The following is a 12283-nucleotide window of genomic DNA, read 5'->3' as shown; positions in this document are numbered from 1 at the left end:
CGACCCATCGACCCCGGGTGCCCGCGAACGCTGGTTCACCGCACCCCCTACCCTCGCCAAAGCCTCCGCCAGGAGATCGTGAACCGGTCGGGTGGGCTCGTGCGATGAGGAGATGTGAGCGAAACGAGAAGCGACGGGGAGCTGCTGCGGGCCGTCGCGGCGGATGCCGACCGCCGCGCGTTCGAGGAGCTGTACCGCCGGTACGCCCCCTGGCTGACCGCCCGCATGCGCAGCCGCTGCGCCGACGCCGCCGTGGTCGACGACGTCGTGCAGGAGACCTTCCTCGCGGTGTGGCGCGGCAAAGCGCGCTACCGCGAGGAGGGGGACGTGGCGGGATGGCTGTGGCGGATCGGGTCGCGGCGGCTGATCGACGCGCTGCGCGGCGAGGGCGCGCGCGGACGGCTGCGGCAGGCGCTGGCGCGGCTGCGGCACCGGGACGAGGTCTCGGCGGAGGAGCGCGTCCTGGCCGGGGTCGAGCACGGCGATCTCGCCGGTGCGCTCGTGCGGCTCTCGCCGGAGCTGCGCGCGGTGCTCCAGGCCACCGTCGTCGACGGGCTGACCACCCGTGAGGCGGCCGTCCTGCTCGGCATCCCGCCGGGCACGGTCAAGACGCGGGCGATGCGGGCCCGCCGGCAGCTGCGGGAGGCGCTGGCATGAGGATCGAGGAAAGCCGTCCCCGGGACGCCTGGCACGTGGACGAGGACGACCTGCGGGCCTACGCCCGGGGCGAGCTGGCGGCGCCCGCGCTCTGGTCCACCGACGCCCATCTGACCGCCTGCGCCACGTGCCGGGGCGTCCTCGCACGGGTGAGCGACGCCGCCGCTCTGGACGCGGGGTGGGCACGGCTCGACGCCGAGCTGGACGCGCCCCGGCCGGGGTGGTTCGAACGGCTGCTGGTGCGGTGCGGGACGGGCGACGGCACCGCGCGACTGCTCGCGGCCACCCCCATACTGCGCCGGTCCTGGTTCGGCGCGCTCGCCGCCGTGCTGCTCGTGACCTTCCTCGTGGCCGTCTCGGCCGGTGCCGCGGGACGGCCCACGCTGTTCCTGGTCTGCGCCCCGCTGCTGCCGCTGGTCTCGGTGGCGCTCGCCTACGGGCCCGCGCTGGATCCCACGCACGAGATGGCCGTCGTCTCGCCGATGCACGGCTTCCGGCTGCTGATGATCCGTACCGTCGCCGTGCTCGTGGTGGCGCTCGGGGTGGGCGGTCTGGCCAGCCTCGCGCTGCCGGGGTACGGACTGGCCGCCCTGGCCTGGCTAATGCCCGGGCTCGCGCTCACCGCGACCGGGCTGGCGCTGACGCCCAGGCTGGGCCCCGTGCTCGCGCCGTCCGTGCTCGTGTGCGCCTGGGCGGCGGTGCTGCTGGCCGCGGACGCGGCCCGGGCGTCCACGGACGGTCCGCTGGCGCCGTTCACCGCGGCCGGGCAGGGCGTGTCCGCGCTCGTGGCGGTGCTGGGCGGCGGGTTGCTGTTCCTCTTCCGTGACCGGTTCGACGTCTCCGCGCGCGGTGTCGCGTGAGCTTCTTCTTCTTCTTCTTCTCGACCCCCTTCGTGTACGGGAGTGCCGTATGACCCCCACTGTTTCCGCCTCCGGGCTGAGCCTGCACTACGGGCGCACCCGTGCCCTCGACGACGTCTCGCTGCGGCTGTCCCCGGGCGTCACCGGGCTGCTCGGGCCGAACGGCGCCGGGAAGACCACGCTGCTGCGGGTGCTCGCCACCGCGGTGCCCGCGGACCGGGGGGCCTTCACCGTCCTCGGGCACGACCCCGGGAGTTCGCGGGGCCGGCAGGAGGTGCGGCGGCGGCTCGGCTATCTGCCGCAGACGCCCGGATTCCACCCGGACTTCACCGCCTTCGAGTTCGTCGACTACGTGGCGATCCTGAAGGAGCTGGCGGACCGCCGGGAGCGGCACCGCGAGGTGCGGCGGGTACTGGAGGAGGTCGATCTCGGGGAGGTGCGCGGGCGCCGGATCAAGAAGCTGTCCGGGGGTATGCGGCAGCGGGTCGCGCTGGCCGCCGCGCTGGTGGGCGACCCGGGGTTCCTGGTGCTGGACGAGCCGACCGTCGGTCTCGATCCCGAGCAGCGGATGCGGTTCCGGGAGCTGATCGCCGGGGCCGGGGAGGGGCGGACCGTGCTGCTGTCCACCCACCAGACCGAGGACGTGGCGATGCTCTGTCACCGGGTGATCGTCATGGCGGCCGGGGCGGTGCGCTTCGACGGCACCCCGGCCGAGCTGACCGCGCGGGCCGCCGGGCGGGTGTGGAGCAGCACGGAGAAGGACCCCGGCGCGAAGGCCGGATGGCGCACCGGGACCGGTTCCTTCCGGAACGTGGGCGACCCGCCCCCGGGTGCCGAACCGGCCGAACCCACCCTGGAGGACGGCTACCTGCTCGTCCTCGACGACGCGGGCACGGAGGTGGCGGCATGACCGCCGTACTGGTGGAGGAGTCCGCGCCCGTACAGGCGCCGCTCGGGGACCGCGGGGTGCGGGCAGTGCTCGCGCTCGCCCGGTTCGAGGCACGCAGACTGCTGCTGAGCGTCCCCGTCGTCTTTGCCTTCGTGGGGTACGTCGCGTGGATCGTCTGGCGTACGCGGGAGTCCTGGGACGGCAACCCGGCCCTCCAGGACGCCGACCGCGCCACCCAGTCCGTGCCGATGCTCGTCGGCCTCGCCGTCCTGCTGGGCGCCGCACGCGCGGTCGTGCGCTCCGAACGCCACGGCACCGAGCACCATTTCTCGGTCCTGGTGCTGCCGCCCTGGCGCCGTACGGCCGCTCACGCGCTGTCCGTCGTACCGGCCGTCCTGCTCACCGCCGTATGCGTGGCCGGCCAGTTCGGCTGGGAGGCGCTCAAGCCGGGTGCGATCGGGCACGGTTCGCCGGCCGAACTGGCGGTGGGGCCGCTGACGGTGCTGGGGTTCGGGGCGCTCGGGGTGCTGCTCGGCCGCCTGACGATGTCGGCCTTCGCCGCGCCGCTGCTGGTGGTCGTGCTGCTGTTCGTGTTTGTCCTGGGGAGCGGGCCGAGCGAGGTGAGCGGACTGTCCTGGCTGGCACCGGCCGTCCCCGAGATCGGCCCCGACAGCCTGCCCTCCGACCTGCTCGGACGGCCCGCCGCCTGGCACGCCCTGTACCTGGCGGGCGCGGCCCTGTGCGTCGCCTTCCTGGCCGTGGCCGTCGCCGGAGGGCGCACCGCGGCCGTCCGTGCGGGGCTGGTCCTGAGCCTCGCGGCGGCGGTGACCGGCGGCCTCCTCCAGGCCGGGGGCGCGTCGCCGTCACCGGAACTGACCGCGGCCCGCGAGCGCGCCTCGGTGAACCCCGACCTGACCTGCGCCGAGCAGGGCGGTTCGACGTACTGCGCCTTCCCCGAGTGGGCGCCGCGCACCGGTACCTGGGCCGGGGTCGTGGACCGCGTCCAGGCCGTGGCCGGCGGCTCCGCGCACGACCGGCCGCTCGTCGTACGGCAGCGGCTCGACGCCCGGTACGGGCCGGGGGCCGACGCCGCGATCCCCGCGCTGACCGACGCCGATCGGGTGACCGTGGGCACCGGCTGGGGCGGCAACCGGGTCCCCGAGTTCTCCAGTGCCGTCGCCGCCGTCCTCGTCGCGGGCACCGAGGCGGCGGGCAGCGAGCTGTGCGACGGGCGGATGGTCACCGTCATGTGGCTCTCCCTGAGCTGGCAGGACGATCCGATGGACGCCCTGCGCCGGGTCCGCCTCGACGACAGCGTGACGGGCTCCGCGATCGTCCTGTCGCCCACCGATCCGCTGTCCATGACGGAGGGCCAGACGGATGTCGTGCGCCGCCTGCTGGAGAATCCGCCCGCCGGGACCGGTGCGCGGGTGAAAGAGCACTGGGCCGAACTGACCGAACCGGGTGTCACCACCGCCCGCGTCGCCGAACTGCTCGGCGTGCCCGGACCGAAGAAGGCGGACTCGTGCGAGGAATGACGGCGGCCCGGGGAGCGCTCACGGTGGACCTGGCCGGATCGCTGTGGCGCACGCTGCCCTGGCGGGCCCTGGCCGCGGCGGGGGCCCTCGGCCTGCTGGTCGCCGGCGCCCCTCTCGTCACCGGGGCCGAACCGGCCCCCTGGCAGACGCTGTTGCTGCTGCGGGGCACCGCCCTGATCGGCGCGGTGGGCCTGGCCTTCCTGCTGGACGACCCGGCCCGCCACCTCACCACGCCCGTGCCGACCCCGAGACCCGCCCGGCAGGCGCTGCGGGTGGCCCTGGTCGCGCCGCTCGCCGCGCTGTGGTGGACGGCCGTACTGCTCCTGACCCCCTCGGCGTCCCGGCCCCCGGCCGGTGGAATCACCCTGGAGGCGCTGGCGGTGGGCGCCCTCGCCCTCGCCATCGCCGCCCTGGCCGTACGGCTGACGGACGAGGCGCGTCCGGGGCCGTACGCCGCCGCGTCCCTGCTGCTCACGGCCGTCCTCGCGCCCCTGCTCGCGCCGGAGGGCTGGGCGCTGTTCGTCCAGGCGAGCGACCCGCGCTGGTCCGTCGGGCACGACCGGTGGGCGGTGCTGGCGGCGGCGGTGGCCCTGGTGGGGGCGGTTTGCGGTCCGGAGCCGTTGGGCCGCAAGGCCGGTCGGTGACGGACGCTTCACCGGTTCGTCCCGCCGGGACGGCCCCGGCGGCTCAGGCGGCTCAGGTCTCCGTGCGGTACATCAGGTCCGTCTCGTGGGTGACGAAGCCGAGGCGCTCGTAGACGGCCACCGCCGCCTTGTTGTCGGCGTCGACGTACAGCATCGCGGTGGGCAGGCCCTGCCCCTCCAGGTGGCGCAGGCCGATGGTGGTCAGGGCCTTGCCCAGGCCGCCGCCCTGGGTGTCGGGGCGGATGCCGAGGACGTACACCTCGCCGAGCCCCTCCTCGGCGTGCACCTTGGTCCAGTGGAAGCCGATCAGTTCGCCGTCCCGTTCGGCGAGGAAGAATCCCGCCGGGTCGAACCACGGCTCCGCCTTGCGGTCGTCGAGGTCGCGCTGGGTGAGCGAGCCCTGTTCGGGGTGGTGGGCGAACGCGGCCGCGTTCACGGCGAGCCAGGCCGCGTCGTCCCGGCCGGGCACGAAGGTGCGCACGCTCACGCCCTCGGGCAGCCGCGGCTCCGGCAGGTCAAGGCCGGTCAACGGGCGGCGCAGCTGGCGCAGTTCGCGGAAGAGGGAGAGCCCCAGCACCTGTGCGAGGTGCCGGGCCGCGGAGTGCCCGCCGTGGGCCCAGATCCGCAGCCGCTTGCCGGAGGCGGCGAGCAGCGCGGAGCCCAGGGCCCGCCCGTGTCCCTGGCCCCGGTGCGAGGGATGGACGACCAGCTCGGCGGCCGGCGGCTCGACCGGGTCGGTGCCCTCCAGCTGGGCGTAGCCGACGAGTTCACCGCCGTCCAAGGTGAGCAGGAGGTGTACGACGCCCTCCCGGGCGGGGCCGCGCAGTTGCAGCCGGCCCTGCTCGGACACGGCGTGCTGACCGTCGGTCCGGGCCGCCTCGGTGAGCAGGGCGAGGACGGCGTCGGTCTGCTCCGGCGTGAGTTCGGCGAGGGTCTCGATCGAGCGGGGGCGGCCGGGCCGCACGGTGTCGTCGCTGGTCATGCGTACGAGAGTAAGGGGCGGGCGGGGCAAAGCGGCGGCAGTGGACGAGGACGGGGGAGGGGGCGAGGAAGAGGGCGAGGCACGGGGTGAAGTTAAACCAGGCTGTAACCCGGAAGCCCCTGTCGCGCTACGCGCGTTGACTCTAGGCTGCTGCGCCGACGAGCCGTCTCCTCAGCGGCTCGCACTACGCACACCCACAGGGGGGCGCATGCCAGCCACAGCACAGCCGCACCAGCCGCGTCGCAGACGCCGTACCAGCCGTCTGCTCGTCGCCGCCGCCACCGTCGTCACCGCCGGGGCGCTCGCCGCGGCGGTGTTGCCGGCCTCGGCGAGCGCGGGTGGGAACGACCGCGGGCACGGCGGCCACGGGCACGGTCATGGTCACGGCCAGGGCCGCTACCAGGACGTCCAGCTGCTCTCCTTCAACGACCTGCACGGCAATCTGGAGCCGCCCGCCGGTTCCTCCGGCCGGGTCACCGAGGTCCAGCCGGACGGTACGACGAAGACGATCGACGCGGGCGGCGTGGAGTACCTGGCCACCCATCTGCGCGAGGCCCGCAAGGGCAACCGGTACTCCATCACCGCCGCGGGCGGCGACATGGTCGGTGCCTCCCCGCTCCTGTCCGGTCTCTTCCACGACGAGCCGACCGTCGAGGCGCTGAACAAGCTCGACCTGGACGTGACGAGCGTCGGCAACCACGAGTTCGACGAGGGCGCCAAGGAACTGGCCCGTCTCCAGAACGGCGGCTGCCACCCCACCGAAGGCTGCTACACGGACAAGGGGTTCAAGGGCGCCGACTACCCGTATCTGGCGGCGAACGTCCTGGACGAGAAGACCGGGAAGCCCCTCCTCAAGCCCTACTGGGTGTGGAAGCAGCGGGGCGTCAAGGTCGGCTTCATCGGCGTGACCCTGGAGGGCACCCCGGACATCGTCTCGGCGGAGGGCGTGAAGGGCCTGAAGTTCAAGGACGAGGTCGAGACGATCAACAAGTACGCCAAGGAGCTGCAGCGCCAGGGCGTGAAGTCGATCGTCGCGCTCATCCACGAGGGCGGCTTCCCCGCCTCGTCCTCCTACAACTACGACTGCGACTCCCCGGGCGCGGGCGACGGCATCTCCGGCCCGATCGTCGACATCGCCAAGAACATCACCCCGCAGGTCGACGCGCTGGTCACCGGCCACACCCACAACGCGTACGTCTGCACGATCCCCGACCCCGCGGGCAACCCCCGCATGGTCACCTCGGCCTCCTCCTTCGGCCGCCTGTACACGGACACCACGCTGACCTACGACCGCCGCACCGGTGACATCGCCCGTACCTCGGTGAAGTCGGCGAACCACGTGGTGACGCGGGACGTCCCGAAGGCGCCCGACATGACCCGGCTGATCGGCGAGTGGAGCACGCTGGCCGCCCCGATCGGCAACCGCCCCATCGGTTACGTCTCCGCCGACATCAACCGCGACGGCACCGAGTCCCCGCTGGGCGACCTGATCGCCGACGCGCAGTTCGCGTACGGCAGGGCGCAGGACCCGGAGACCGACCTGGCGCTGATGAACCCGGGCGGTATCCGGGCCCCGATCACCTACACGGCCTCCGGCGCCGAGGGCGACGGCGTCGTCACCTACGCCGAGGGCTTCACGGTCCAGCCCTTCGCCAACACGGTGAACCTCAAGGACTACACGGGCGCGCAGCTGATCCAGGTCCTCAAGGAGCAGGTGAGCGGCCCGAACGAGGCGGCCCCGAAGATCCTCCAGGTCTCCTCCGGCCTCACCTACACCCTGGACCTGACCAGGTCGGGCGCGGACCGCGTCGTCACGGACTCCATCCGGCTGAACGGTGCCGCGATCGACCCGACGGCCACCTACCGCGTCGCGTCCAACAGTTTCCTCGCGGGCGGCGGCGACGGCTTCACGACCCTGGGCGAGGGCACGAACGAACTCGTCGGCGCGGACGACCTGGCGGCCTTCGAGCAGTATCTGACGGCCAACTCCTCGGCGACCGCCCCGATCGCTCCGCCGGCGGCGGACCGGATCACGGTCGTGCGGTAGGCGTCGGGCGGCTGCTCCGGACACCTTCGGGTGACAGGCGTCGCCTCGCCGACAACGTCGCGCACACGCCGGGTGACTGGCTGCACCTCCCGGCGCTGTGCCTCATGAAGGCGGAGGAGCGGGAGGCGAACGTCGGGAGTGCCCTGCTGGCGCTTCCCGGGCTGCACATCGATCCGTTCGGCCAGACCGCGGCCGTGACCGTCGGCGGGATGGTGCGGGACGGCTGGGGCGGCGCCGACACGTGTCACGCGTTGTACGTGGCGACGCCGCATCTGGACTCGGGCGGTATGTCGATCATCCTGACGGGCCGGGAGGATCCCTACCCGCCGGGGTTCCTCACCGTCGACATCGATGCCCCCGGCATGCTCGGCTCCCACTGACGCCGCTCAGGCGTCGAAACGCTCCCGGGCTCCCTCGATGTGGCCGAGGTGGCTCTGGGTCCATTCGCAGATCAGGTCGACCGTGGCGCGCAGGGCGCGGCCCGGCTCGGTGAGGGTGTACTCGACCTTCGGCGGCACGGTCGGATGCACCGTGCGGTGGACCAGGCCGTTGCGCTCCAGCATCCGCAGGTTCTGGGTGAGCATCTTGTGGCTGATGCCCTCCACCTCGCCGCGCACCTCGCTGAAGCGCAGGGTGCGCTCGCCGAGCGCCTCGATGATCAGGAGCGCCCACTTGTTGGCGACGTCCGAGAAGATCTCCCGCGCCAGGGAGTCCGCGCGCCGCAGGTCCGCGTCCTCGGGCAGGCCGTTGAGCAGTTGCTTGGTCACCATCAGGTACCCCAGTCACCGAAAAGTGCGTTCTTCCAGTTCAGCCATCACTCTCCTACGGTTCCCGAGTAACCACAAGAGAGTGGACCTGACCGAAAGGGCGAGCACCATGACCACCCACGATGTCTTCCGCTTCGACGTGCCGGCCGAGGACGACTTCGGCTACTCCCAGGCGATCAGGTCGGGCGAGCTGGTCCACGTCTCCGGGCAGCTCGCGTTCGACGAGGCGGGTGAGTTCCCGGACGGGGGCGACTTCGCCGCCCAGCTCCGGCGCACCCACGCCAACATGGACCGGGTCCTGGACCACTACGGAGCCACCCGCGACCAGATCGTGTCGCAGACCCAGTACGTGGTGGACCTGCGGCAGCACGCCGCCGCGGTGGCGCGGGGCAACCTGGCGTACTTCGGCGAGCACCGCCCGGCCAGCACGGTCCTGGGCGTGACCGAGCTGACCCTGCCCGGTCAGGTCGTCGAGATCGGCTTCGTCATCGATCTCCGGCTGCCTGCCTGACGTCCTGCTCCGGCGGCGGCACCGGTGCCCCCGGCAGCCGGATCGTGGCGGTGGTGCCGCCGCCGTCGGCCCGGGTCAGGGCCACCGTGCCGCCCGCCTGCTGCACCGTCCGCGCCACGATCGACAGGCCCAGGCCCGAGCCGGGCAGCGCGCGGGCGCTCGGGGAGCGCCAGAAGCGGTCGAAGACGTGCGGGAGTTCGTCGGCGGGGATGCCGGGGCCGTGGTCGCGGACGGTGAGGACGCCGTCGGCGAGGCGTACGTCGATCGTGCCGCCGTCCGGGCTGAACTTCACCGCGTTGTCCAGGATGTTGACCACCGCGCGTTCCAGCGCGGCCGGTTCGGCCCGTACGTACCAGGGGCGGACGTCCGCGTCGATCGCCAGCTCCGGGCCGCGCAGCCGGGCGCGGCGCAGCGCCGACTCGACGACGTCGTGCCAGGCGAGGATGCGGGTGCGGCCCTCGTGCTGGCCGGTGTCGGGGCGGGAGAGTTCCTGGAGGTCGCCGATGAGCGCCGCCAGTTCCGTCATCTGGGCCTTGACCGAGGCGAGCAGCGCCTTGCGGTCGGCCTCCGGGATCGGGCGGCCCGTCTCCTCGCTGCGGGTGAGCAGTTCGATGTTGGTGCGCAGTGAGGTGAGCGGGGTGCGCAGTTCGTGGCCCGCGTCGGCGATGAGCTGCTGCTGGAGGTCGCGGGAGCTGGCCAGGGACGAGGTCATGCTGTTGAAGGACCGGGACAGGCGGGCGATCTCGTCGTCGCTGTCGTCCGCGACCGGGATGCGCACGGTGAGGTCCTCGGTGCGGGCGACGTGTTCGACGGCCCGGGTCAGATCGTCGACGGGGCGCAGGCCGGTGCGCGCCACCCACAGCCCGGCGGCGCCGGCTCCGACGACACCCGCGCCCGCGACGATCACGAGCACCAGGGCGAGGTCGTTGAGGGAGCGGTTCACCTCGCCCAGCGGCCGGGCGGCGGAGACGGCCACGCCCAGCTCGGGCAGCACGCTGTAGGTGTAGACGCGGTACTGGGCACCGTCGTCCCCCGTGGCGTCGTGCAGCGCGTCGGTGGTCCTGCCCTCGGCCACGGCGTGGTCGGCGTCGCTGAGCGGCACCTCCTGGGTGCCGATGATGAGGCAGCTCCCGCCCGTGCCGTCCACGAGCTGCACGGACGAGCCGAAGGGGTTCTGTTCGTGCGTGACGGGGTCGTGGGCGCACGCGCCGGTGCGCAGGTTGACGTACTGGCTCACCTGCTGCTTGGTCATGCGGTTCGCCTTGAGGGCCTCGTCCAGCGAGCTGACCAGCACGCTCTTGACCACGAACCAGCAGGCGACCGCCGCCGCCGCCACCGCGAACGCCACCGCCGCCGCCACCAGCAGCGACAGCCGCGCCCGGATGGGCAGGGCGCGGACCCGGCGGACCAGGCCTGTCACTCGGCGCCGCCCTGCCGCAGGACGTAGCCGACGCCGCGCACGGTGTGCACGAGGCGCGGCTCGCCGCCCGCCTCGGTCTTGCGGCGCAGGTACATGACGTACACGTCGAGGGAGTTCGACGACGGCTCGAAGTCGAAGCCCCAGACGGCCTTCAGGATCTGCTCCCGGGTGAGGACCTGGCGCGGGTGCGCCATGAACATCTCCAGCAGGGTGAACTCGGTGCGGGTCAGCTCCACCGGGCGGCCGGCCCGGGTGACCTCCCGGGTCGCCAGGTCCATGGTCAGGTCGGCGAAGGTGAGGGTGTCGTCGTCCTCGGCGGTGGCGTCCACGGCCGCCGCGTAGGAGCTGCGGCGCAGCAGCGCGCGGATGCGGGCGAACAGTTCGTCCAGCTCGAACGGCTTGACCAGGTAGTCGTCCGCCCCCGCGTCCAGGCCGGTCACCCGGTCGCCGACCGTGTCGCGGGCCGTGAGCATCAGGATGGGCGTCAGGTCACCCGCGCCGCGGATGCGGCGGGCGGCGGTCAGGCCGTCCATGCGGGGCATCTGGATGTCCAGGACGACGAGGTCGGGCCGGTACGCCGCCGCCTTCTCCAGCGCGTCGGCGCCGTCGACGGCGACCTCGGTGTCGTACCCCTCGAAGGCGAGGCTGCGCTGGAGGGCTTCGCGGACCGCCGGCTCGTCGTCGACGATCAGGATGCGCTGGATCTCGCGGTCGCGGTCGGCGTCTGCGGGGCTCATGGGCTCGGGTCCTCGGATGCGGTCGGGTACGGGTACGGGGTGTCAACGCCTTCAGCGTCGCACGTCTCCGCGCCCGCTCGGCTGCTCGTCGGCTGCTCGTCAGTTGCTCGCGCCCGCCCGCAGCTCGGGCAGGTCGGCCTTGACCGTGTTGATCGGGATGGCGAAGCCGAGGCCCACGCTGCCCGCGCTCGCGGAGGACTCGGTCGCCGAGTACATCGCGGAGTTGATGCCGATGATGTTGCCGTTCATGTCGATCAGCGCGCCGCCGGAGTTGCCCGGGTTGAGGGAGGCGTCGGTCTGGATCGCCTTGTACGTCGTCGTGGACGAGCCGGTGTCGCCGTTGAACTGCCGGCCGCCGAACTCGAACGGCCACTGGCCGCCCTGCCCCTGCTGCTGCTGTTGCTGCTGCTGGCCCTCGTCCGTGGAGACGGTCACGTCCCGGTCGAGGGCGGAGACGATGCCGCTGGTCACGGTGCCGGTCAGGCCCTCGGGGGAGCCGATGGCGACGACCTGGTCGCCGACCCCGATGCCGGCGGAGTCGCCGAGGGTGGCGGCCTTCAGGCCGGAGGCGTTCGCCAGCTTGATCAGCGCGAGGTCCTTCTTGCTGTCGGTGCCGACGACCTCGGCGGTGTACTGCTTGCCGTCGTTCGTCGTCACCTTGACGGAGGAGGCCCCGGCGACGACGTGGTTGTTGGTGATGATCTCGCCGTCGTCGGTGATGATCACGCCGGAACCGGTGGAGGAGCCGGCGTTCGAGGTGGCGTTGATCTCGACGATGCTCGGGCTGACCGCCTTCGCGACGCCGGAGACCGTGCCCTTCTGGCTGGAGGGCACCACGTTGGTGCTGGTCGAGCTGGAGGCGACGGTGTCGCTGCCGGTCAGCTCCTGGATGCCGTACGCGGTGCCGCCGCCGACGGCCGCCGCGACGATCGCCACGGCCACCAGCAGGGCGGCGGGGCCGCGCCGCCGGGCCGGGCGACCGCCGTGCGGCGGCTCGGGCAGGGGCTGCGCGGCGTGGTTCCCGGGCGGCTGGGCCGGCGGGGGCGGCCACTCCGGGTTGACGGGAGAGGAGGCGTGCTGGGGGGTTCCCTGGTACGGGTTCGCGTGCTCGTACTCGCCGTTGTGGCGGAGGCTCTCGGTCATGTCCATGAGCTTCCCGCCCGCGGATGAGAGCGGCCTGAGTGCTGCCTGAGAAGCCCGGCAGAACCTCGTATGCCCGATATAAGGGCGT

General features: G+C 73.0%; 13 protein-coding genes. 8 read left to right on the top strand and 5 right to left on the bottom strand.

Annotated elements, in window-relative coordinates:
• Positions 1-114 precede the first annotated feature (114 nt).
• Genes Sru02f_RS36840 through Sru02f_RS36820 form a run of 5 tightly spaced genes read left to right on the top strand, consistent with a single transcriptional unit; the run spans position 115 to position 4588 of the window.
• Entirely contained in the window at positions 115-657 is a 543-nt protein-coding gene (locus tag Sru02f_RS36840; RefSeq protein ID WP_109035069.1) for an RNA polymerase sigma factor, read from the top strand.
• Positions 654-1517, top strand: a complete 864-nt coding sequence (locus tag Sru02f_RS36835; RefSeq protein ID WP_109035071.1) for a cupin domain-containing protein — start codon at positions 654-656, stop codon at positions 1515-1517. Before Sru02f_RS36840 ends, Sru02f_RS36835 begins: the two co-directional genes overlap by 4 nt.
• 49 nt (positions 1518-1566) lie before the next feature.
• A complete protein-coding gene (locus Sru02f_RS36830) occupies positions 1567-2427 on the top strand; it encodes an ABC transporter ATP-binding protein (RefSeq protein ID WP_109035073.1) in 861 nt (286 codons plus the stop codon).
• Positions 2424-3944 (top strand): ABC transporter permease, encoded by a 1521-nt coding sequence (locus Sru02f_RS36825; protein WP_109035075.1) that lies wholly within the window; start codon positions 2424-2426, stop codon positions 3942-3944. Before Sru02f_RS36830 ends, Sru02f_RS36825 begins: the two co-directional genes overlap by 4 nt.
• Positions 3932-4588 (top strand): ABC transporter, encoded by a 657-nt coding sequence (locus Sru02f_RS36820; protein WP_373103698.1) that lies wholly within the window; start codon positions 3932-3934, stop codon positions 4586-4588. Before Sru02f_RS36825 ends, Sru02f_RS36820 begins: the two co-directional genes overlap by 13 nt.
• A 52-nt stretch (positions 4589-4640) precedes the next feature.
• Here Sru02f_RS36820 and mshD read toward each other — a convergent pair whose 3' ends face one another.
• The gene (gene mshD / locus Sru02f_RS36815; protein ID WP_109035077.1) at positions 4641-5570 is read right to left on the bottom strand and encodes a mycothiol synthase; all 930 of its coding nucleotides are present in this window, start codon (positions 5568-5570) and stop codon (positions 4641-4643) included.
• Positions 5571-5778: 208 nt separating this feature from the next.
• Between mshD and Sru02f_RS36810 the strand changes: the two genes are divergently transcribed.
• Together Sru02f_RS36810 and Sru02f_RS36805 are read left to right on the top strand one after the other, a co-directional pair.
• A complete protein-coding gene (locus Sru02f_RS36810) occupies positions 5779-7617 on the top strand; it encodes a bifunctional metallophosphatase/5'-nucleotidase (RefSeq protein ID WP_109035079.1) in 1839 nt (612 codons plus the stop codon).
• Between the two features lie 104 nt (positions 7618-7721).
• Positions 7722-7997: a hypothetical protein gene (locus tag Sru02f_RS36805; RefSeq protein ID WP_244941931.1), complete on the top strand. Its 276-nt coding sequence runs from the start codon at positions 7722-7724 to the stop codon at positions 7995-7997.
• Positions 7998-8003: 6 nt separating this feature from the next.
• Here the strand turns inward: Sru02f_RS36805 and Sru02f_RS36800 are convergent, their stop codons facing one another.
• Positions 8004-8387 carry a winged helix-turn-helix transcriptional regulator gene (locus tag Sru02f_RS36800; protein ID WP_109035081.1) on the bottom strand — a complete coding sequence of 128 codons (384 nt, stop codon included), beginning with the start codon at positions 8385-8387 and terminating at the stop codon, positions 8004-8006.
• 106 nt (positions 8388-8493) lie between these two features.
• Between Sru02f_RS36800 and Sru02f_RS36795 the strand changes: the two genes are divergently transcribed.
• Complete coding sequence (locus Sru02f_RS36795) at positions 8494-8895, top strand: RidA family protein (RefSeq protein ID WP_109035083.1); 402 nt, start codon at positions 8494-8496, stop codon at positions 8893-8895.
• Here the strand turns inward: Sru02f_RS36795 and Sru02f_RS36790 are convergent.
• From Sru02f_RS36790 to Sru02f_RS36780, 3 genes are all read right to left on the bottom strand, one after another.
• Entirely contained in the window at positions 8870-10315 is a 1446-nt protein-coding gene (locus Sru02f_RS36790) for a sensor histidine kinase (RefSeq protein ID WP_109035084.1), read from the bottom strand. The two genes, Sru02f_RS36795 and Sru02f_RS36790, sit on opposite strands and share 26 nt — an antisense overlap.
• Positions 10312-11052: a response regulator transcription factor gene (locus tag Sru02f_RS36785; RefSeq protein ID WP_109035086.1), complete on the bottom strand. Its 741-nt coding sequence runs from the start codon at positions 11050-11052 to the stop codon at positions 10312-10314. Before Sru02f_RS36785 ends, Sru02f_RS36790 begins: the two co-directional genes overlap by 4 nt.
• Positions 11053-11151: 99 nt before the next feature.
• The gene (locus Sru02f_RS36780) at positions 11152-12195 is read right to left on the bottom strand and encodes a S1C family serine protease (RefSeq protein ID WP_174855207.1); all 1044 of its coding nucleotides are present in this window, start codon (positions 12193-12195) and stop codon (positions 11152-11154) included.
• Positions 12196-12283 lie beyond the last annotated feature (88 nt).

The organism is Streptomyces rubrogriseus (genome assembly GCF_027947575.1).
In the GTDB taxonomy this organism is placed as follows: domain Bacteria; phylum Actinomycetota; class Actinomycetes; order Streptomycetales; family Streptomycetaceae; genus Streptomyces; species Streptomyces rubrogriseus.
This window is presented reverse-complemented; position numbering and strand designations above follow the sequence as displayed.